The organism is Mycobacterium sp. SMC-4 (assembly GCF_050205565.1).
GTDB lineage: Bacteria > Actinomycetota > Actinomycetes > Mycobacteriales > Mycobacteriaceae > Mycobacterium.
This window is the reverse complement of record NZ_JBNMQU010000015.1, coordinates 1-19,723: the sequence shown is the minus strand read 5'-3', so window position 1 is coordinate 19,723 and position 19,723 is coordinate 1. Positions and strand designations below refer to the sequence as shown.

General features: G+C 68.0%; 18 protein-coding genes and 2 pseudogenes. 3 read left to right on the top strand and 17 right to left on the bottom strand.

What is annotated here, in order from left to right:
- Nucleotides 1-11: 11 nt before the first annotated feature.
- From purL to purS, 7 genes are read right to left on the bottom strand one after another with little or no spacing between them, the layout of a single operon-like run.
- Nucleotides 12-2,330, bottom strand: coding sequence for a phosphoribosylformylglycinamidine synthase subunit PurL (gene purL / locus ACQI46_RS23105; protein ID WP_427096385.1), 2,319 nt, complete (start codon nucleotides 2,328-2,330; stop codon nucleotides 12-14).
- 32 nt (nucleotides 2,331-2,362) lie between these two features.
- Nucleotides 2,363-2,704 (bottom strand): VOC family protein, encoded by a 342-nt coding sequence (locus tag ACQI46_RS23100; protein ID WP_427096384.1) that lies wholly within the window; start codon nucleotides 2,702-2,704, stop codon nucleotides 2,363-2,365.
- Between the two features lie 14 nt (nucleotides 2,705-2,718).
- Nucleotides 2,719-3,987: a M18 family aminopeptidase gene (locus tag ACQI46_RS23095; RefSeq protein ID WP_427096383.1), complete on the bottom strand. Its 1,269-nt coding sequence runs from the start codon at nucleotides 3,985-3,987 to the stop codon at nucleotides 2,719-2,721.
- 34 nt (nucleotides 3,988-4,021) lie between these two features.
- Complete coding sequence (locus ACQI46_RS23090; protein ID WP_427096382.1) at nucleotides 4,022-5,314, bottom strand: hypothetical protein; 1,293 nt, start codon at nucleotides 5,312-5,314, stop codon at nucleotides 4,022-4,024.
- Nucleotides 5,315-5,362: 48 nt separating this feature from the next.
- Nucleotides 5,363-5,647 carry a type VII secretion target gene (locus ACQI46_RS23085; RefSeq protein ID WP_427096381.1) on the bottom strand — a complete coding sequence of 95 codons (285 nt, stop codon included), beginning with the start codon at nucleotides 5,645-5,647 and terminating at the stop codon, nucleotides 5,363-5,365.
- 30 nt (nucleotides 5,648-5,677) lie between these two features.
- Complete coding sequence (gene purQ, locus ACQI46_RS23080) at nucleotides 5,678-6,352, bottom strand: phosphoribosylformylglycinamidine synthase subunit PurQ (protein WP_427096380.1); 675 nt, start codon at nucleotides 6,350-6,352, stop codon at nucleotides 5,678-5,680.
- Nucleotides 6,349-6,600, bottom strand: a complete 252-nt coding sequence (gene purS, locus ACQI46_RS23075) for a phosphoribosylformylglycinamidine synthase subunit PurS (protein ID WP_427096379.1) — start codon at nucleotides 6,598-6,600, stop codon at nucleotides 6,349-6,351. The genes purQ and purS overlap by 4 nt, the downstream gene beginning before the upstream one ends.
- Nucleotides 6,601-6,631: 31 nt before the next feature.
- Here purS and ACQI46_RS23070 point away from each other — a divergent pair, with 31 nt between their 5' ends.
- Nucleotides 6,632-7,285 (top strand): MBL fold metallo-hydrolase, encoded by a 654-nt coding sequence (locus ACQI46_RS23070; RefSeq protein WP_427096378.1) that lies wholly within the window; start codon nucleotides 6,632-6,634, stop codon nucleotides 7,283-7,285.
- Nucleotides 7,286-7,288: 3 nt separating this feature from the next.
- Here the strand turns inward: ACQI46_RS23070 and ACQI46_RS23065 are convergent, their stop codons facing one another.
- The 6 genes from ACQI46_RS23065 to ACQI46_RS23040 all read right to left on the bottom strand — a co-directional run bounded on the left by ACQI46_RS23065 (nucleotide 7,289) and on the right by ACQI46_RS23040 (nucleotide 13,790).
- A complete protein-coding gene (locus ACQI46_RS23065; RefSeq protein WP_427096377.1) occupies nucleotides 7,289-8,929 on the bottom strand; it encodes an FAD-binding dehydrogenase in 1,641 nt (546 codons plus the stop codon).
- A gap of 25 nt (nucleotides 8,930-8,954) precedes the next feature.
- Nucleotides 8,955-9,632 (bottom strand): DUF2334 domain-containing protein, encoded by a 678-nt coding sequence (locus ACQI46_RS23060; RefSeq protein WP_427096376.1) that lies wholly within the window; start codon nucleotides 9,630-9,632, stop codon nucleotides 8,955-8,957.
- A 62-nt stretch (nucleotides 9,633-9,694) separates the two neighbouring features.
- On the bottom strand, nucleotides 9,695-10,195 hold the full coding sequence (locus tag ACQI46_RS23055; RefSeq protein WP_427096375.1) for a glutathione peroxidase: 501 nt from the start codon (nucleotides 10,193-10,195) through the stop codon (nucleotides 9,695-9,697).
- A gap of 25 nt (nucleotides 10,196-10,220) precedes the next feature.
- On the bottom strand, nucleotides 10,221-10,772 hold the full coding sequence (locus ACQI46_RS23050; protein WP_427096374.1) for a TetR/AcrR family transcriptional regulator: 552 nt from the start codon (nucleotides 10,770-10,772) through the stop codon (nucleotides 10,221-10,223).
- A gap of 4 nt (nucleotides 10,773-10,776) precedes the next feature.
- Complete coding sequence (locus tag ACQI46_RS23045) at nucleotides 10,777-12,888, bottom strand: S9 family peptidase (protein WP_427096373.1); 2,112 nt, start codon at nucleotides 12,886-12,888, stop codon at nucleotides 10,777-10,779.
- Nucleotides 12,885-13,790, bottom strand: a complete 906-nt coding sequence (locus tag ACQI46_RS23040) for a phosphoribosylaminoimidazolesuccinocarboxamide synthase (protein ID WP_427096372.1) — start codon at nucleotides 13,788-13,790, stop codon at nucleotides 12,885-12,887. The genes ACQI46_RS23045 and ACQI46_RS23040 overlap by 4 nt, the downstream gene beginning before the upstream one ends.
- Nucleotides 13,791-13,830: 40 nt before the next feature.
- Here ACQI46_RS23040 and ACQI46_RS23035 point away from each other — a divergent pair, with 40 nt between their 5' ends.
- Nucleotides 13,831-14,445: a hypothetical protein gene (locus tag ACQI46_RS23035; RefSeq protein WP_427096371.1), complete on the top strand. Its 615-nt coding sequence runs from the start codon at nucleotides 13,831-13,833 to the stop codon at nucleotides 14,443-14,445.
- Nucleotides 14,446-14,514: 69 nt separating this feature from the next.
- Here the strand turns inward: ACQI46_RS23035 and ACQI46_RS23030 are convergent.
- From ACQI46_RS23030 to purB, 3 genes and pseudogenes are all read right to left on the bottom strand, one after another.
- Nucleotides 14,515-15,095, bottom strand: a pseudogene (locus ACQI46_RS23030) (DUF1707 SHOCT-like domain-containing protein).
- A 37-nt stretch (nucleotides 15,096-15,132) separates the two neighbouring features.
- Nucleotides 15,133-16,359, bottom strand: a complete 1,227-nt coding sequence (locus tag ACQI46_RS23025; RefSeq protein ID WP_427096370.1) for a cytochrome P450 — start codon at nucleotides 16,357-16,359, stop codon at nucleotides 15,133-15,135.
- A complete protein-coding gene (gene purB, locus ACQI46_RS23020) occupies nucleotides 16,356-17,774 on the bottom strand; it encodes an adenylosuccinate lyase (protein WP_427096369.1) in 1,419 nt (472 codons plus the stop codon). Before purB ends, ACQI46_RS23025 begins: the two co-directional genes overlap by 4 nt.
- Nucleotides 17,775-17,815: 41 nt before the next feature.
- On the opposite strand from purB, the gene relZ reads away from it, so the two are divergent.
- Complete coding sequence (gene relZ / locus ACQI46_RS23015; RefSeq protein WP_427096368.1) at nucleotides 17,816-19,540, top strand: bifunctional ribonuclease/(p)ppGpp synthase; 1,725 nt, start codon at nucleotides 17,816-17,818, stop codon at nucleotides 19,538-19,540.
- Here the strand turns inward: relZ and ACQI46_RS23010 are convergent.
- A pseudogene (locus tag ACQI46_RS23010) lies at nucleotides 19,537-19,723 on the bottom strand (HNH endonuclease signature motif containing protein); the annotation flags it as partial. The gene relZ and the pseudogene ACQI46_RS23010 overlap by 4 nt on opposite strands.

The window sequence follows — 19,723 nt, the reverse complement described above, 5'->3', positions numbered from 1 at the left end:
CACCCAAACGGTCACCCGAACAACCTGGGTAGCACGCCCTCCGACGTGCGCCGCAACTCCTCGAGGGTCACCGTGAACATGCCCTGCACCTCGACGGCGGCCTGGCTGGGGTCGGCGCCGGGGTCGACGACGCCGATTCTGGTGGCCGGCAGGCCGCGAGCTTCGCACATTGCGGTGAAGCGGCTCTCCTCGGTGCGCGGAACCGCGACCAGGACCCGACCCGACGACTCGCTGAACAGGAAGACGAACGGACCGCTGCCTTGCTGGAAATTCTCGGGAATCACGATGCGGCAACCGGTTTCACCGGCCAGCGCCGCCTCGACGACGGCCTGGATGAGTCCACCTTCGGACAGGTCGTGTGCGGCGGAGATCAGACCGTCCCGCGAGGCCGCGACCAGCACCTCGGCCAGCAGCTGCTCGCGCTGCAGGTCGACTTTCGGCGGGAGCCCGCCGAGGTGATCGGCGGTGACCTGCGCCCAGATCGAACCGTCGAACTCGTCGCGGGTGTCGCCGAGCAGGATCAGCGATTCGCCGGGTTCGGTGCCCAGTGCCGTGGGGATGCGCCGTTTTACGTCGTCGATCACACCGAGCACACCGACCACCGGAGTGGGCAGGATCGCGGTGGCCCCGGTCTGGTTGTAGAAGCTGACGTTGCCGCCGGTCACCGGAATACCCAGTGCCGCAGCACCGTCGGCGAGACCGCGAACAGCCTGCGAGAACTGCCACATCACGCCGGGATCCTCGGGCGATCCGAAGTTCAGGCAGTTGGTGACCGCGATCGGGGTGGCGCCGGTGACGGCGACGTTGCGGTAGGCCTCCGCGAGCGCGAGCTGGGCGCCGGTGTACGGGTCGAGTGCGGTGTAGCGGCCGGACGCGTCGGTGGAGATCGCGATCCCGCGTCCGGTCTCCTCGTCGACGCGCAGCACGCCACCGTCGGCGTGTTCGGCCAGCACGGTGTTGCCGCGCACGTAGCGGTCATACTGCTCGGTGATGAAGGCGCGGCTGCACAGGTGCGGGCTGCCGATCATCTGCAGCAGAGTCGCGCGCAATTCCTCGGGCGTCGAGGGCCGCGGCAGTCGCTCAGAGGTGTCGGCGTTGAGCGCGTCCTGGGTGTCGGGGCGCTGCACGGGCCGTTCGTAGACAGGGCCTTCGTGGGCGACGGTGCGCGGTGGGACGTCGACGACGGTCTCGCCGTGCCAGGTGATCTCGAGCCGCCCGGTGTCGGTGACCTCACCGATGACGGTGGCCAGTACGTCCCACTTGCGGCAGACCGCCAGGAACGCATCCACGTTCTCGGGTGCGACGACCGCGCACATCCGTTCCTGCGACTCGCTCGACAGGATCTCGGCCGGGGTCATGTTGGCTGCCCGCAGCGGCACCGCGTTCAGCTCGACCCGCATACCACCGTCGCCGGCGGACGCCAATTCGGAAGTCGCGCAAGACAATCCGGCACCGCCGAGGTCCTGGATCCCGACCACCAGGCCGCTGGAGTACAGCTCGAGGCAGCACTCGATGAGCACCTTCTCGGTGAACGGGTCGCCGACCTGGACACTGGGCAGCTTCTTGCGCCCTGATCCGCTCTCGTCGCCGCCGAAGGTCTCCGAGGCCAGCACCGACACCCCGCCGATGCCGTCGAGGCCGGTGCGGGCGCCGAACAGGATGATCTTGTTCCCGACACCGGACGCGAACGCCAGGTGCAGGTCCTCTTTGCGCAGTACGCCGACACACAACGCGTTGACCAGGGGGTTGCCGGCATACGAGGCGTCGAACACCGTTTCACCGCCGATGTTGGGCAGGCCCAGCGAGTTGCCGTAGCCGCCGACGCCGCGCACCACGCCGTCGACGACGCGGCGGGTGTCGGGCGCGTCGGCGGGGCCGAAACGCAGCTGGTCCATGACCGCGACCGGGCGCGCACCCATCGCCATGATGTCGCGCACGATGCCGCCGACGCCGGTGGCGGCGCCCTGATAGGGCTCGATGTAGGACGGGTGGTTGTGCGACTCGACCTTGAAGGTGGCGGCCCATCCGTCGCCGATGTCGACGACGCCGGCGTTCTCGCCGATCCCGGCCAGCATCGCCTCGCGCATCGCGGGGGTGGTGGTTTCACCGAAGTAGCGCAGGTGCACCTTGGAGGACTTGTACGAGCAGTGCTCGCTCCACATCACCGAGTACATCGCCAGCTCGGCGTCGGTGGGACGCCGTCCGAGGATGCCGCGGATCCGTTCGTACTCGTCGTCCTTGAGGCCGAGTTCCCGGTAGGGCTGTGGCTGGTCGGGCGTTGCGGCCGCCCGCTCGACGGTGTCTACCTGATGGCTCGACCCAGATGTCACGGCGTCAGTTTAGCCAGCATGCCCGATGCGACTCAGGCCACACAGAACGCGTTGCCCTCCGGGTCGGCGAGCACCACCCACTCGAACTCGGGCCCGAAGTCGTGCCGACCGGTCTCCTGCGCGCCCAGACCGACCAGCCGCGCCACCTCGGCTTCACGGTCTTCGGCGTGGAAGTCCAGGTGCACCTTGTTCTTGCCCGGCGTGGGATCGGGCACCCGTTGGAACCCGAGATTGGGTCCGCTGTCACGGACGATCATCACGAAATCTCCTGGGGCGACGGCATTCACGTCGCCGCCGACGGCTTCGGCCCACCACTGGGCCAGCCGGTCAGGATCCGTACAGTCGAAGGTCACCATCTCGATTGCGAGCGCCATAACGGCACTGTAGGTCAGAGCGGCGACAAGAAAGCCGCAAGTGCGGCGGAATATTGAGCGACATCGCCCGCGCCCATGACTTCGCGTGCCGAGTGCATCGCCAGCTGGGCCGCTCCCACGTCGACGGTCGGGATGCCGGTGTTCGCGGCGGTCATCGGGCCGATGGTGGAGCCGCAGGGCAGGTCGGCGCGGTGCTCGTAGCGCTGCAACGGCACCTGCGCCTGCTCACAGGCCAGGGCGAACGCCGCCGCGGTACGGCCGTCGGTGGCGTAGCGCAGGTTCGGCTGCACTTTGAGCACCGGACCGGCATTGACCTCGATCAGGTGACCGGGCTCGTGCCGTTCCGGGTAGTTCGGGTGGGTGGCGTGCGCCATGTCCCCGGAGGCGACCATCGAGTCGGCCAGTCGACGCAGGAAATCCTCGCGGTCGCCGCCGGTGGCCAGCGTGATGCGTTCGAGCACGGTCAACAGCAGGTCGGACTGTGCACCGTGGTCGGACTGCGAACCGACCTCCTCGTGGTCGAACAGCACCAGGACGGGCACCTGTGGCCGCTGTGACACCGGTGATTCCGTCAGGAAGGCCTCCAGCCCGGCGTAGCAGGTGGCCTGGTTGTCCAGGCGCGGCGCGCTGACCAGCTCGTTGTTCGAGCCGGCCAGCCGAGATGGGTTGATGTCGTGGGTCATCAGGTCGAAACCGAGCAGCGCATCGACGTCGACGTCCGCATGCCCGGCCACGAACTCGAGGAAGGACCGGCTGCCGCTGTCGACGCCCCAGACCGCGTTGACGTGGCGTTGCGGGTTCAGCTCGACGCCCTTGCGGTCCTCGGACAGGTGGATCGCCAGCTGAGGTACCCGCAGGATCGGATCGTCGATGCGGACCAGCACGTGTTCGATTTCCGAGCCGCGGCGCACCGACAGCCGTCCGCTGATGCCGAGGTCGCGGTCCAGCCAGGAGTTCAGCCATGCTCCGCCGTAGGGCTGCAGCGCGACCACCTGCCAGCCGGAGATGAACCGGTCGGGATGCTGTTTGACCCGCAGGTTCGGACTGTCGGTGTGGGCGCCGACGATACGAAACGGCGCAGTACGGCTGCTCGCGCCGCCGCGCCACGCGATCAGCGAACCGGCACGCACGACGAAGTGGTCACCGGGTTCCGGCCACGGATCGGCTTCCGACAGCTCGGTGAAGCCGGCCCCGCGCAGCCGATCGGCGGCGGTGGCGACGGCGTGGAACGGCGACGGGGACGCGTCGATGTATTCACACAGCTGCTGCGCGGTGGCCGTCATGGTTCCCCATCATGGCCGACAGCCGGTCGGTGCGTCAGCCCGGTGCCACCAACGAGAAGAGGGTGTCGTCGGTGCGCTGGACGAGTGTGGTGCCGACCCGCCACACCTCGGTCACATGTTCCTGGGAGCCGGGCAAGGTCCACAGCGTGTCGCAGGTCGTGAGGTCGACGCCGCGGGCGAGGATTCCGTCGCCACGCGTGACAGTGACGACGCCGTCGGTGCCGACGTAGTCGAAGCCGAGGTTGCGGCTGCCGCACGTCCGACCCCGCTCGCCGGTGTTCAGGTCGAATTCCTGCCACTCGCGGTTGGCCTGGTCTTGCGCGACGAACAATCGCGAGCCGATCAGTCGCGCGTGTGGTGACGTGTCCGTACGCGGCAGCTCGAGCAGCTGTCGGCCCTCGGAGGCCATGACGCGGTACGCAGCCGGTGTCCTGACCATGGGCACGTCGAGGGAGCGGGTCTCGAGGCCTTCGGCGGCAATCGGTTCACCGCGGCGGGCGCCCGTCTCGTCGAAGAAGGCCACGAAGTCGCTACCGCCGTCGGAGTACTCGTAGCCGAACCCGCCCGGGTAGACGACGGCGCGCCGCAGTCGAACGTCGGGCGGCAACGACGGTGTGATGACCGCGCCGTCGACGGTGGAGAACACCACGTCCGCGCCACTGGCAGTGCCCTGCACTGCCAGCGCAGGCCGCCGAGTGTCGTGGTCCCAGAAGGCGAACTGCGCAGGCAGTATCCCGTCACCGGGCACGAACCACGTCAGCTCTCCGCGTGACCCCACACCATGGAGCCCCTGATTCTCGAGCGTCGCGACGACGCGGTCGCCGATCGGTTCGAGTCTCGGCCGGTCCTGAGCCCAAGCGACTTTCACGTCGGTCGGACCCTCGTACGTGATCTCTCCGGAATCGGTGTCGATCACCCACGCCGTCCCGGGTACCGCCAACTCCTGCTCCTGCCGCACACACAGCACGTCGGGAGGTCCGTTGACGTAGCAGTTGAAGGCCGCGGCCTCCCCGACCGCGCCGAGGCGCACGGGACCGAACGTCCGCTGACCGTTCCTGACGTCGATTCCCAGGAGCCACCAGCCGTCGTCGGTGATGCCCACGAAGAGGCCACGGCTCCCGATGCTGCCGATCGGCTTCAGCGTGGTCCCGGGCGGCAGCCCGAGGTCGGCGACAGTCACCGTCCACCCCGCCACGGGTTGTGCGCGCATCGACGACGCCAGCAGCGTCTGCTGCGGCAGTTCGACCGGCACCGCCGTGGGCTCTCCCTGCGTCGTGCAGCCCGTGACGACAAGCAGCACCGCCATGCCGGACAGCAGTTTTCGCACCGATACGGATCTCAAGCGAGCTGCAGCCGCGAACGTGTTGGCAGCATGTCAGAACAGCTTCGTGAACTGACCTGCCAGGCTCTCGTCGGTCACCTCGTAGCGGTCTCCGGCGCCGCGCACCGCGTCGCCGATGGCGGAGATGTCGCTGATGAGGTCCGCAGCAATCCTGCCCAACCGTTCGCCCACCTGACGGGTCGCCCACTGCGTCGACGAACCCGGTAGGCCGTCCGCTGCCGCGGTGGCGGTGGTTCCTACATCCAGCCCGCTCAGCCCAGCCGCGGCGGACTCCACTTCTGCGGCGAACGCACGCAACAGATCAGGATCAACCAGCACATTCCGAACTTAACAGCGGTGTCCGAGGAGTCAGGACACCAAAACTGCGTCCAGCGCGGAGTAGAAGATGCCCAGGCCGTCGTCGGACGGACCGGTGAGGGCTTCGGTGGCGTGCTCGGGATGCGGCATCAGGCCGACGACGCGGCCGTTGGCCGAGCTGATGCCCGCGATGCCACGCATGGAGCCGTTGAGGTTCTCGCGGTAGCGGAACACCACCCGGCCTTCGCCTTCGAGTTCGTCGAGGACCTGTTCGCTGGCGACGTAGCGGCCTTCACCGGACTTCAGCGGGATGAGCAGGTCGGCACCCTGTTCGTAGCGCGCCGTCCACGCCGAGGTGTTCGAGGCGACCTCCAGCCAGGTGTCGCGGCAGATGAAGTGCAGCCCGACGTTGCGGGTCAGGGCTCCCGGCAGCAGTCCGGCCTCGCAGAGCACCTGGAAGCCGTTGCAGATGCCGAGCACCGGCATGCCGCGTCCGGCGGCCGCGACCACCTCGGTCATCACGGGTGCGAACTTCGCGATGGCGCCCGCGCGCAGGTAGTCGCCGTAGGAGAAGCCGCCGGGCACGATCACCGCGTCGACAGCCTTGAGGTCGGTGTCGGCGTGCCACAGGCTGACGGGCTCGCCGCCGGCCAGCCGCACCGCACGTGCTGCGTCGACGTCGTCGAGCGTCCCCGGAAATGTGATGATGCCCACTCGCGCGGTCATGCGTTGCCCCCTGCCCCCTCGCGGGTGATGGTCCAATCTTCGATCACGGTGTTCGCAAGCAGCGACTCCGCGATCTCGGCCAACTGGTCGTCGTCGAGGTCTCCGTCGACCTGGAGCTCAAAACGCTTGCCCTGCCGAACATCTGAGATGCCGTCGAAACCGAGACGTTTGAGTGCACCGACGATCGCCTGACCCTGCGGATCGAGAATCTCGGCCTTCGGCATGACGTGAACCACCACTGTTGCCACGGCGACACTCTACCTGCGCGACAATGCGATCATGCAGCTCACTCACTTCGGCCATTCCTGCCTGCTGGCGAGCTTCCCGTCCGGTTCCGGCGCCGACACCACCGTGCTGTTCGATCCGGGGAACTTCAGCCACGGCTTCGAAGGCATCACCGGGCTGACGGCCATTCTGATCACCCATCAACACCCCGACCACGCCGACCCGCAGCGGCTGCCCGCGCTGGTCGAGGCCAACCCACAGGCGAAGCTGTACGCAGATCCGCAGACCGCCGCCCAGCTCGGCGGACCGTGGCAGGCCGTGCACGTCGGTGACGAACTGTCGGTCGGCCATCTGACGATCCGCGGGGCGGGCGGCCGCCACGCGATCATCCACCCGGAACTGCCTGAGATCGACAACATCTCATATCTGGTCGGCGACGCCGAGCATCCGGCGAAGCTGATGCATCCCGGCGACGCGCTGTTCGTGCCGGGTGAACCGGTCGACGTGCTGGCCACTCCGGCGGCCGCGCCGTGGCTGAAGATCTCCGAGGCGGTGGACTATCTGCGCGCCGTCGCGCCGACGCACGCGGTGCCGATCCACCAGGGCATCATCGCCGAGGCCGCCCGGCCCATCTTCTACGGCCGGCTGACCGAGATGACCGACACCGAGTTCCAGGTGCTCGAACCGGAGTCGGCCACCGAGTTCTAGAGCTCAGCCGACGTCGCGCGCAGCGGCGCGGCCGGCGGCTCGCCCGGAGAACACGCACCCGCCCAGGAACGTGCCCTCCAGCGATCGGTAGCCGTGCAGCCCTCCCCCGCCGAAGCCGGCGGCCTCCCCGGCGGCATACAACCCCGGCAGTGCGGTGCCGTCGGCTCGCAGTGCGCGGGATTCGAGGTCGGTTTCCAAGCCGCCCAACGACTTTCGGGTCAGGATGTGCAGTTTGACCGCGATCAGCGGTCCGGCCTTGGGGTCGGTGAGCCGGTGCGGGGCCACCACGCGGCTGATTCGTTCGGGCAGATAGTTGCGTGCGCCGCGGATCGCGGTGATCTGGCTGTCTTTGGTGAAGCGGTTGGCGACCTCACGGTCGCGCGCGGTCACCTCGGCTTCGACGACGTCGTAGTCCAGCTTCTCCGTGCCGGGGACGGCGTTCATGGCGGTCACGAGCTCGCGCAGTGTGTCGGCGGTGACGAAGTCGACGCCCTTGTCGATGAACGCGTGCACCGGAGCGGGGCCGTTGCGGGCGCGGTCGAGCACCGCGCGCACGCTGCGACCGGTCAGGTCGGGGTTCTGTTCCTGACCTGAGAGGCCGAATTCCTTGTCGATGATCCGCTTGTTCAGGACGAACCACGTGTAGTCGTGGCCGGTCTGGGCGATGTACTCGAGCGTGCCGAGGGTGTCGAATCCCGGGTACAGGGGGGCCGGCAGACGTTTGCCGGTGGCGTCGAGCCACAGCGACGACGGTCCGGGCAGGATCCGAATGCCGTGCCGCGGCCAGACCGGGTCGTAGTTGGTGATCCCCTCGGTGTAGTGCCACATCCGGTCGCTGTTGATGACGTGGGCGCCGGCGGTCTCGGCAATGCCGAGCATCCGGCCATCGACGTGCGCGGGCACCCCGCTGAGCAGCTGTTCGGGCACACGGCCCATACGGGGCGGCCAGTTCTTGCGGACCAGGTCGTGGTTGCCGCCGATGCCGCCGCTGGCCACGATCACCGCCTGTGCGCGAAATTCGAAGTCGCCGATGATCTCGCGGGATGACGCGACGCCGCGCGCAGCGGTGCTGGGCTCCAGCACCGCGCCGCGTACCCCGACGACGGCCCCGTCCTCGGTGATCAGCTCGTCGACGCGGTGGCGGTGGGCGAACCGCACGCCGGCCCGATTTGTCAGTTGCCGCGCGAAGATGTCGACCAGCGCCGGTCCGGTACCCCAGGTGATATGGAAGCGCGGTACCGAGTTGCCGTGTCCTCGGGCGTCGTAGCCACCGCGTTCGGCCCAGCCGACCAGCGCGAACGTCTGCAGTCCGCGGTCGCGGAGCCACTGCCGCTTCTCCCCTGCGGCGAAGTCGACGTAAGCGTGAGCCCACTGCCGGGGCCAGTGGTCCTCGTCACGGTCGAAGCCGGCGGTGCCGAGCCAGTCCTGCAGCGCGAGTTCGTAGCTGTCGCGGATGCCGAGGCGGCGCTGTTCGGGGCTGTCGACGAAAAAGAGGCCACCGAACGACCAGAAGGCCTGGCCACCGAGGTTCGCGGCGTTCTCCTGATCGACGATCAGGACGCTGCGGCCCCGGTCGGCGAGTTCGCACGCCGCCACCAAACCGGCCAAACCAGCACCGACCACGATGACATCAGCATCCGCCATTCCGCCAATCTAGCCTCGGCTTTTCCTACGCGGCGTCACTCAGCGCAGCCCGCGGCCGCCACTGGTACACCGTGGGCGTGCACGAGTGCATCAAAGCCAGGTCGACCGCATCCAGCATGGCCTGACGCGGACCCGGGCGGCGCAGATGACGCGCGGCCACCGCGACGCGCACGACGCCCTGCCGCCGAGCGGTGCGCTCGGCGGCCAGCACCAGCGCGCGGCACCACCACGGCTCGGCGAGGAATCCCTCGCCGATGCCGAGCACCCGGGCCCGCACCACGTCGCCGCGGACCAGGTCGACGATCTCGTGCAGACCGGCCGAGACGCGGAACCCGTTGCGACGCAATGCGGTCACGGTTCCGTCCGAGCTGTTCCACTTCGGTCCGGCGAACAATCGGGTTCGCAGGCCGAGGTGGTCGAGGACGCGGTCGGCGCCCATCAGGCACAGGTTGGCTTCGTGCGCCCGTGAGGTGGCAGCGGCGTCGAATCCGTGCAGCACGATCGCGTCTGCCTGTTGGCGGCGCTCGGTCAACCAGTCGACCGTGCGGGGGTCGTGGTCGAGTCGATAGCCGCCTTTGAGCCGAGGCGAAACCAGCAGCGATGCGGGGATCCCGCGATCGGCCAGCAGGTCGCGGAACTCGGTGACGTCATCGAGGGTACGGTCGCGGATTCCCGATATCGAGACAATCAGTTGCCCTGCCACACCCGCAGTGTCACAGCCGCAGGTTGCCGGACGGTGACCAGAATGACGACGTCAGATGTACTTCACTGGCCCGGCAGGACCGCTTCGATGGCCGAGATCACCTCGGGCGCGTCGGGTTCGGTACGCGGGCGGAACCTCTTGACGACGCTACCGTCAGGGGCGATCAGGAACTTCTCGAAGTTCCACTGGATGTCGCCCGCTTCGCCGTTGTCGTCGGCGGTTTCGGTCAGTTGTGCGTAGAGGGGGTGCCGGTCGGCGCCGTTGACGTCGGTCTTGGCCAGCAGCGGGAACGTCACGCCGTATGTCGTCGAGCAGAATGTCTGGATCTCCTCGGCGGTACCCGGCTCCTGGCCCATGAACTGGTTGCACGGCACCCCGATGACGGTCAGTCCGCGGCCGCCGTATTCCTTTGCGAGCTTCTCCAGCCCGCTGTATTGCGGCGTGAGCCCGCATTTGGAGGCCACGTTCACCACCAGCGCTGCGCCACCGGCCAGTTCGGCCAGCGTGGTCGCCTTGCCGTCGAGCGTGGTCAGCGGAATGTCAGTCAGCGCGGTGTCGGTCATGGCTTCGAACGTACCCAACCGGTTGCTAACTGAACAGCATCCGGGCCAACCGCTGCGTCGTCGCCACCGGATCCCGATCGCCGCCGATCACCCCGTTGAGATGCAGCATCACAAAGCCGTGCACCAGAGACCAGGCCGCCAGGCCGGCAGCCTGCGGGTCCTCGGCGGCGCGGGGGTCGTCCAAGGTTTCGACGCCGGCCGCCAGTTCGGTGCCCGCGGCCGCGCGGGCCGCCCGCAGTTCAGGGTCGTCGGGGTCGACCAGGGAGCGGTCGAACATCACCGCATAGTGGCCGGGGTTCTCGGTGGCGAAACGCACGTACGCCAGTGCGGCGTCGAGGAATTCGGGACGCGCACCGGCCAGCGCAGCCGCCAGCATCTGCCAACCCTGCGCAGCCAGCGCGGTGAACAGGCCGCGGCGGTCGGTGAAGTGATGCGCCGGCGCGGCATGGGAAACCCCTGCCGCCCGGGCCAGCTCCCGCAGCGACACCCCGTCGGCGCCCCGCTCGGCCACCAGGGTCGCTGCGTGCGTGAGGATCACGGCCTTCAGGTCGCCATGGTGGTAGGTGGTCTTGGCCATCGGCTCAGCCGTCGCTGTGCGCTGCCTTGGCGACGTCGAGCAGCCATGCGTACTGGAACGCGGTTTCCTTCCACCGCTCGTAGCGGCCGCTGATCCCACCGTGGCCCGCGTTCATCTCGGTCTTGAGCAGTACCTTGTCGCCGTCGCGGTCCGGGTTCTGTTGCGCGTGTCGCAGCGCGGCAACCCATTTGGCGGGTTCGACGTAGTACACCCGGGTGTCGTTGAGCGAGGTCATCGCCAGGATCGCCGGATAGTCCTTGCTCTCGACGTTCTCGTACGGCGAGTAGGACTTCATGTAGCGGTAGACCTCGGGGTCTTCCAGCGGGTTACCCCACTCGTCCCACTCGGTCACGGTCAGCGGCAGTGACGGATCGAGGATGGTGGTCAACGGGTCGACGAACGGCACCGCGGCAAGGATCCCGGCGAACAGTTCGGGCGCCAGGTTGGTCACTGCTCCCACCAGCAGTCCGCCGGCGCTGCCGCCGTAGCCCACCAGGTTCTCCGGGCGGGTGACACCGGTGTCGACGAGGTGACGTCCCACGGTGACGAAATCGGTGAAGGTGTTGCGTTTCTCCAGCAACTTGCCGTGTTCGTACCAGGACCGGCCGAGTTCCCCGCCGCCGCGCACGTGGGCGACCGCGAACACCATGCCACGGTCGAGCAGCGACAACCGCGCGATCGAGAAGCGCGGGTCCTCGCAGGATTCGTAGGCGCCGTACCCGTAGAGCAGTGCCGGTGCGGGGAACTGCAGATCGGCGCGATGCACGATCGAAATCGGCACGCGGGCACCATCTTCGGCGACAGCCCAGTCGCGGCGTTCGACGTAGTCCTGCGACCGGTAGTCACCCAGCACGGGTTGTTCGCGCAGCAGGGTCCGTTCGCCGGTGGCCAGGTCCAGGTCGTAGATGCGCACCGGCGTGACGAACGAGGTGGCACCGATGCGCAGCTTGGGGGCGCTCCAATTCGGGTTTGCCGACAGACCCACCGACATCAACTCGGAGTCGAAGGTGATTTCCTGCATCGTTCCGTAGCCGGCGCCATCGACCGGCCACAGCGCGATGCGGGGCAGCGCCTCACTGCGGAAGCTGACCACCAGGTGTCCGTCGAACGCGTCGACCGAGTCCAGCCGGACGTCGTCACGGTGTTCGATCAGGGTCCGGTAGGTGCTCGGATCGTCGACGGGCGCGTCGACGAGCGTGAAGTTCTCCGCCCCGTCGTTGTGCAGGATGAGGAAGCGGTCTTCTCCGCCGACGACGGCGTGATCCACGGAGTACTCCACCGAATCGCGGCGTTCCCAGACGATCTGGAACTGAGCTGTCGGATCGTCGGCCGGTCCGTAACGCAGCTCGGAGGTCACGGCGCTGCCGGCGGCGATGACGATGTACTTGTTGCTGCGCGTACGGCCGACGCCGACCCAGAACCGTTCGTCGGGCTCATGGTAGACGCGCTCGTCGGGTTCCTGCGCGCCCAGCCGGTGCCGCCAGACGGTGTCGGGACGCCAGGCGTCGTCGACGGTGACGTAGTAGACGGTCGCGTTGTCGGCGGCCCATGTCACACCGGCGCCGATGCCGGCGATCTCGTCGGGGTAGCGCTCACCGGTGCGTAAGTCCTTGAAGCGCAGCGTGTACCGCTCGTCGCCCTTGACGTCGACGGAGTAGGCCAGGATGTTGCCGTCGATGCTGACGCCGGCCGCGCCCAGGGAGAAGAAGTCGTGGCCCTCGGCCTCGACGTTCTCGTCGAGCAGGACCTGTTCACCCGGGATCTCGGTGTCCTCGTCGAGCTCGGGTGGTGTCCAGTCGTCGGGATTGCCGACGGGGCAACGGCATTGCACGCCGTACTGCTTGCCGGCGAAGCTGCGGCCGTAGTACCACCAGTCGCCGCGCCGAGTGGGCACCGACAGGTCGGTCTCCTTGGTGCGGGCCTTGATCTCGTCGAAGATCTTCTGCCGCAGTGGCGCCAGGCCGGCGGTCACCTGTTCGGTGTGGGCGTTCTCGGCTTCGAGGTAGGCCACGACATCGGGGTTGGTCTTGTCGCGCAACCATTCGTAGTGGTCGACGAAGACGTCGCCGTGGTGTTCGCGGCGGTGCTCGATCCGTTTGGCGATGGGGGCTTTCATGCGGGGTCTCCGATCCAGTCGTCGAACCGTCGGCCCGAAATTCGTTCGTAGGCCTCGATGTAACGGGCCCTGGTGGCGTCGACGATGCCGGGTGGCAGCGGCGGCGGGGGTTGGTCGCCGGCCCGGTCCCAGCCGGAGTCCGCGCTGGTCAACCAGTTGCGGACGAACTGTTTGTCGAAGCTGTTCTGCACAGCGCCTTCGGTGTAGTCGTCTGCGCGCCAATACCGAGACGAGTCGGGGGTGAACACCTCGTCGGCGAGTTTCAGCTCGCCAGCGGCGTCGACCCCGAATTCGAACTTGGTGTCGGCGACGATGATGCCCTTGCTCAGCGCGTGCTCGGCGCCCGCCGAGTAGATCTGCAGCGTGCGCTCGCGCAGCTGCTCGGCGCGCTGCTGTCCGATCAGGTCCACGACGTCGGCGAAGCTGATGTTGACGTCGTGCTCGCCGAGGTCGGCTTTCGTGGCCGGGGTGAACAGCGGTTCGGCGAACCTGCTCGCTTCGACAAGACCGGCGGGCAGTTCGATGCCGCACACGCTGCCGGTCTTCTGGTAGTCGAGCAGACCGGAGCCGGTCAGGTAGCCGCGGGCGACGGCCTCCACCGGCAGCATCTCGAGCTGTTCGACCACCAGGGCGCGGCCCAGCACGCCGGCGGGGATGCGTTCGTCGTCGGGCGGGCCGGCCAGATGGTTGGGCGCGCCCGCCGCTTCGCGCAGGTAGTCGAAGAAGAAGACGCTCATCGCGGTGAGGATGCGGCCTTTGTCCGGGATCTCGGAATCGAGGATGTGGTCGTAGGCCGAGATCCGGTCGGTCGCGACGAACAGCAGGTGTCCGTCGTCGATGCGGTAGAGCTCTCGAACCTTGCCGCTGGCCAGATGCTGGTAGTCGGACAGATCGGGACGCATTCGGCCAGCCTATCGGTCGGTCTGTGCTGGGATCGAAGCCATGACGTCGAGGTATGTTCCGTACGCCGGAACCCCGGGCCGACTCCTGGCCCAGTTGACCGCCGACATCCTGATCGCCATCTGGGTGGCGGTGTGGGTGTCGGTCGGGGTGGCCGTCCACGCTGCGGTGAACGCGATCGCCGAGGTCGGACGCCAACTGAACAGCGGCGCCACCGGCGTCTCGGAGAACCTCGATTCGGCGGGCAACCGCGCCGACAGCTTTCCGCTGATCGGCGATTCGATCGCCGGTCCGCTGCGCGCGGCCAGTGAAGCGGCGCTGGACATCGCCGGCGCGGGTCACAGCCTCGACAGCACGGCCAGTTGGCTGGCGTGGGTGCTGGCCCTGGCGGTGGCCGCACCGCCGATCATGCTGGTCGGCATGCCGTGGGTGGTGCTGCGGCTGCGGTTCGCGCGGCGCAAGTGGACCGCCGTGACGCTGGCCTCCACGCAGGCCGGCGAAGAGCTGCTGGCGCTGCGGGCGCTGGCCAACCGGCCGCTGCCGAAGCTGGCCGCGATCAGCGCGGACCCGGTGGGCGCGTGGCGCGAGCAGGATCAGGTGGCCATCCGCGGGCTCGCGGCCCTGGAGTTACGGGCCTCCGGTATCCGGGCGGGTTGACTCCGCCGAACTTGCATTCCACGCGCGTCAAACCGCGACTTGACGCGCGTGGAATGCAAGTTCGGCGAGTTACTTGAGCAGCCGCTTGAACGAGGTGCCGAACGGATGGCGAGCTGTCAGCGACCCGAACCGCACCTTGCCGGTGACCACGAGGTGCAGTCGCCGCGACGACGGACTCGTCGGCACCTTCACCGAGGTGGACGATCCGATGTTGCTGACACCGTGGAGGTCGGCGCTCGCCCCGTCGGGCAGGATCAACTCGGTCGAGCTCAGGTAGTCGTCGATGTCGATGTACACGACGGGTCCGGGCAGCACGGCCGAGGTGAAATCCAGCGTCGTCGAACACATTCGAGTGACCAGACGCAGCTGAGGCGGCACCGACCATTGGCCTTTGCGGGATATGCCCGACATCCAACTGCTCAGGACCTCTGGCGGCGGTGGGGCGGTGTCGCGACGGACGTGCGGTAGGTCGGCGATCACGGTGTCGAGTTCGCTTCGGGTGCGGGCCGCCAGCACGATGTCCACCCGCTCGGTGTCTCGTCGAGGCTCAGCATTCCCTGCCCCACCGCGTGCTCGAGGATCTTGGTCACCGCGGCGCGGTCGGCGTCGGACGCTCTCATGTCGGGTCTGCCGGAATCCACAGGGTCCATGTGGTCCCAGGTTAGACAGCCGCGAACGGATCTGGCTTCACGAGCCGAATTCCACCACCAGGTGCCGGATGCCGGTGTGCCGATTGCTGCGCGTCCACTCCACCCCCTCGGCCAGCGAAACCGAGGAATACCTGCTCAGCACTTCTTCGAAGATCACCCGCAACTCCAGCCGGGCCAGGTTCGCGCCCAGGCAGTAGTGCACGCCCTGCCCGAAGCCCAGGTGGGGATTGGGCGTTCGTGCGCTGTCGAAGCGGTCCGGGTCGGTGAAGACCGCGGAGTCACGATTGGCCGATCCCTCCCACACGAGCACCTTCTGCCCTGGCTCGAGCTGGTGCCCGCCCAGCGTGGCCGAACGGGTCACGGTGCGCCGTTTGGACGGCGACGGCGACGTCCACCGCACCATTTCCTCGATTGCCGTGGGCAGCTTCGTGGGATCGTCGCGCAGCGCACGGTAGGAGTTTGGGTTCTCGATCAGGGCGAGCAGTCCGCCGGCGATCGCGTTGCGGGTGGTTTCTGCGCCGGCGCTGAACAGCAGGTTGAAGAACAGGTAGCTCTCGAGGTCGCTGAGTGCGGGGTCGACGGAGTTCACCACCACCGACAGCATGTCGTCGGTGGGTTCGGCGCGTTTGGCCGCGATCAACTCCTGGCCGTAGTTGAACATCCGTGACCCGGCCTCTTCCACCGAGAGTCGGGTGATCGAGGCTTTGCGCGACCCGCCGAAGTCGAAGCTGGGCTCGATCGCCTCGAACAGCCAATGCCGTTCGGACTCAGGAACTCCGAGCAGGATGCAGATCATCTGCATCGGCACTTCGGCGGCGACGTGGGTGACGAAGTCGAAAGGTCCGGCATCGTGGACGTCGTCGAGCAGGCGCCGCGCGCGGGACCGCAGATCATCCTCGACGCGGGCGACCATCCGTGGGGTGAGCCCCGAGCTGACGAGTCGGCGGACTTCGGCGTGGCGCGGGTCGTCCATCATGTTCAGCAGCTGCCCGGCGATCGGCAGGTCCTGTAGGAGGGTGCCGCCGAACGGTCGATCACCTCCGGTCACCGACGAGTAGGTCTGCGGATCCCGTAGCACGGCAAGGGTTTCGGCGTGCGTGGCGACCGACCAGAAACCTTCGCCGTCGGGGGTGTTCTCGGTCGGTTCGTGCCAGTACACCGGCGCGAGTTGCCGGTGCAGCGCGAACAATTCGTGCGGGAAGCCGTCGGCGAAGTTGACCAGATCGGTGAAGTCGATCCGGGCAAGGTCGCCGGGCGCCGTCACAGAATCGCGCCGGAGGTGTACCGGGCGGCTTCGGGATGCCGGCCGATCAGGTCGTCGACCGCGGCGACGACCCGGTCCACCTGATCGCCCGCCGCGCCGCTGAACACCTGCTTGTCGGCCAGCGCGGCGTCGAGGGCAGGCCGGTCCAGCGGCAGCCGCGGGTCGCGGGCCAACCGGTCCAGCAGGTCGGGTTCGGCGCCTTTTTCCCGCATGTCGAGCGCGACGGCGACGGCGTGTTCTTTGATGACCTCGTGCGCGGTTTCCCGTCCGACGCCGGCCCGCACGGCGGCGATCAGGATGCGGGTGGTCGCCAGGAACGGCAGGTAGCGGTCGAGTTCGCGCTGGATCACCGCCGGGTAGGCGCCGAACTCGTCGAGGACGGTCAGGAACGTCTCGATCTGCCCGTCGAGGGCGAAGAACGCGTCGGGCAGCGCCACCCGGCGCACCACCGAGCAGAACACGTCGCCCTCGTTCCATTGCGCGCCGGCCAGTTCGGCCGCCATGGAGCCGTAGCCGCGCAGCACCACCTGCAGGCCGTTGACGCGTTCGCAGCTGCGGGTGTTCATCTTGTGCGGCATGGCCGAGGAGCCGACCTGGCCGGGCGCGAAACCCTCGGTGACCAGTTCGTGGCCGGCCATCAGCCGGATGGTCTGGGCCAGCGAGGACGGCCCGGCGCCGAGTTGCACCAGCGCGGAGACGACGTCGTGGTCCAGCGAGCGCGGGTACACCTGCCCGACGCTGGTGAACATCTCGGTGAAGCCCAGGAACTGGGCGACGCGGCGTTCCAGGTCGGCGAGGCGTTCGGTGTCGCCGTCGAACAGGTCGAGCATGTCCTGGGCGGTGCCCATCGGTCCTTTGACACCGCGCAGCGGGTAGCGGTCGATCAGCTCATTGACCCGGGTGATCGCGACCAAGAGTTCCTCGGCAGCGGACGCGAACCGCTTCCCCAGCGTGGTGGCCTGGGCGGCAACGTTGTGGCTGCGGCCGGCCATCACCAGGTCGCGGTACAGGGTGGCGCGTTCGGCCAGCCGGGCCAGGACCGCGATGCTGTGGTCGCGCACGAGTTCCAGGGAGCGCCGGATCTGCAGCTGCTCGACGTTCTCGGTGAGGTCCCGGCTGGTCATGCCTTTGTGGACGTGTTCGTGGCCGGCCAGCGCGTTGAACTCTTCGATGCGGGCCTTGACGTCGTGGCGGAGCACCCGCTCACGGGCGGCGATGGACGCCAGGTCGACGTTTTCGAGAACCCGCTCGTAGTCGGCGACCACGCCGTCGGGCACGTCGACCCCGAGTTCTGCCTGCGCCTTCAGCACCGCCAGCCATAGCCGTCGCTCGGCGACGATCTTGGCTTCCGGTGACCAGATCGCCACCATCTCGTCGCTGGCGTAGCGGTTGGCCAGCACATTGGGGATGCTCACGGACACACAGCCTACGAGTTCGGTCGTGCACAGTAGACACCGTGCACTTCATCGGTGTGGACCTCGCATGGGGCCAGCGCAAGCCCACGGGTGTGGCCGTCGTCGACGACAGCGGGCGGTTGGTGCTGGCCACGGTGGCCACTGACGACGCGAGCATCTGCTCGGCGCTGGAGCCCTATGCCGAGGATGACTGCGTGGTGGGGTTCGACGCCCCGCTGATCGTGAAGAACGCGACGGGCCAGCGACCCGCCGAGCGGGCGATCAACGCCGACTTCGCGCGCTTCCAGGCCGGGACGCACCCGTCGAACACGGGCCGGCCCGAGTTCGCCCACGGGACCCGTGCAGCCGCCCTGGCCGAGGCGCTCGATCTGGACCTCGATCCGTGGTCGGGTGCGTCGCGGCGGGCGCTGGAGGTGTATCCGCACGCGGCGACGATCGCGCTGTTCCGGTTGGGTCGCACGCTGAAGTACAAGGCGAAGCCCGGCCGCTCGCTGGCGCAGATGCGCACCGAGTTGCTGCGGCTGATGGAGTTGATCGAGACGCTCGCCGGCGCCGAACCCGCCATGCGGGCGAGCACCAGCGAGGACTGGGTACGGCTGCGTACTGATGTCGAGAAGGCCACGCGGAAAAGCGAATTGCGCCGTGTCGAGGATCCGGTGGACGCGGTGGTGTGCGCCTACGTGGCGATGTTCGCCGCGCGTCGACCCGACGATGTGACGTACTACGGCGACGCCGAAACCGGTTACATCGTGACCCCGACGTTGCCGTCCGATCTTGCCCCGGCACCGCCGGAGCCGACGCCCGGCACGGTGCACGAAGCGATCGCGACGTACGCCGAGCGGCGTCCGCACCTGGCCAAGGCCACTGACCGGTATCTGGCGGCGGTGACCGGCCTGCTCGACGATGCCGGGATCGACTATCTCAGCGTCACGGCGCGGACGAAGTCGGTGGCGTCGTTCGCCGCGAAGGCGGACCGGCACATCGACGGACGGCGGCTGTACACCGATCCTCTGGTGGAGATCACCGATCAGGTCGGCGTGCGCGTGATCACCTATCTGCGCGACGACGTCGACGCGGTGGCCACCGTGCTGAGCGAGGAGATGCAGCTCCTCGACGACCGCGACATGGGCATGGAGACCGCAGCCGAGGGCCGATTCGGTTATGCGAGTAGGCATCTGCTGGTGGCGGCGGCCGGTGAGCAGCAGCCGGCGTCGGTGCAGGTGCGCACGATCCTGCAGCATGCTTGGGCCGAGTTCGAACACGACGTTCGCTACAAGGGATCGATTCCCGAGGAGGACGCCCCCGACTTGAACCGCCGGTTCACGCTGGCAGCGGGTCTGCTGGAACTGGCCGACCGGGAGTTCTCGGCGATCCGCGAGCGGCTGCGTTCGACGGGGCCTGCCGAGCGTGCGCCGCAGAGCCCCGGCGATGTGGGGATCCCGACGCCGGTGCTGGCCATGTATCTGGCCAACCGGTTCCCCAGCGCCGGGTGGTCTCGCACCGATCACTACTCGTGGATGGCCAAGCTCCTGCTCGACCTTGGCATCGATTCGACCGACGGAGTGGATGCGGCTCTGGCCGGGGTCGATCCCGACGCCGTGAATGCCGCGATGGATTACCGGTTCCCGCCCGGCGCAGTTCGCCGCCTCGACGACGCCCTTCTGGCGGTGTTCGGATCGCGCTACATTCGACTGGCCGGCAATGCGCATCGAGTGTCGTTGCTGGAGAACAGGTTTGCCAAGCTCAACGCCACACCTGAAGCCTAGAACGGGGGTGTGTCGTCGGGTGGGGTGAGTTCTTCGCCGTTGGTGGTGAGGGCTTCGGTGTTGATGCGGCGCAGGACGTTGATGTAGCGGGCTTGTGCTTGGGCGCGGGTGTATCGGCGCCGGGGCATCATGGTGCCGCGGCGTTGGTGTGTTGGTGGTGGTGGGGGTGGGTCTTTGGTCCAT

Excerpts from the sequence above, each read along its gene's own strand:
- ACQI46_RS23100 (WP_427096384.1), bottom strand. The coding sequence starts at position 2,704 with ATGGCGCTCGCAATCGAGATGGTGACCTTCGACTGTACGGATCCTGAC.
- ACQI46_RS23095 (WP_427096383.1), bottom strand. The coding sequence starts at position 3,987 with ATGACGGCCACCGCGCAGCAGCTGTGTGAATACATCGACGCGTCCCCG.
- purQ (WP_427096380.1), bottom strand. The coding sequence starts at position 6,352 with ATGACCGCGCGAGTGGGCATCATCACATTTCCGGGGACGCTCGACGAC.
- ACQI46_RS23070 (WP_427096378.1), top strand. The coding sequence starts at position 6,632 with ATGCAGCTCACTCACTTCGGCCATTCCTGCCTGCTGGCGAGCTTCCCG.
- ACQI46_RS23065 (WP_427096377.1), bottom strand. The coding sequence starts at position 8,929 with ATGGCGGATGCTGATGTCATCGTGGTCGGTGCTGGTTTGGCCGGTTTG.
- ACQI46_RS23055 (WP_427096375.1), bottom strand. The coding sequence starts at position 10,195 with ATGACCGACACCGCGCTGACTGACATTCCGCTGACCACGCTCGACGGC.
- ACQI46_RS23050 (WP_427096374.1), bottom strand. The coding sequence starts at position 10,772 with ATGGCCAAGACCACCTACCACCATGGCGACCTGAAGGCCGTGATCCTC.
- ACQI46_RS23045 (WP_427096373.1), bottom strand. The coding sequence starts at position 12,888 with ATGAAAGCCCCCATCGCCAAACGGATCGAGCACCGCCGCGAACACCAC.
- ACQI46_RS23040 (WP_427096372.1), bottom strand. The coding sequence starts at position 13,790 with ATGCGTCCCGATCTGTCCGACTACCAGCATCTGGCCAGCGGCAAGGTT.
- ACQI46_RS23035 (WP_427096371.1), top strand. The coding sequence starts at position 13,831 with ATGACGTCGAGGTATGTTCCGTACGCCGGAACCCCGGGCCGACTCCTG.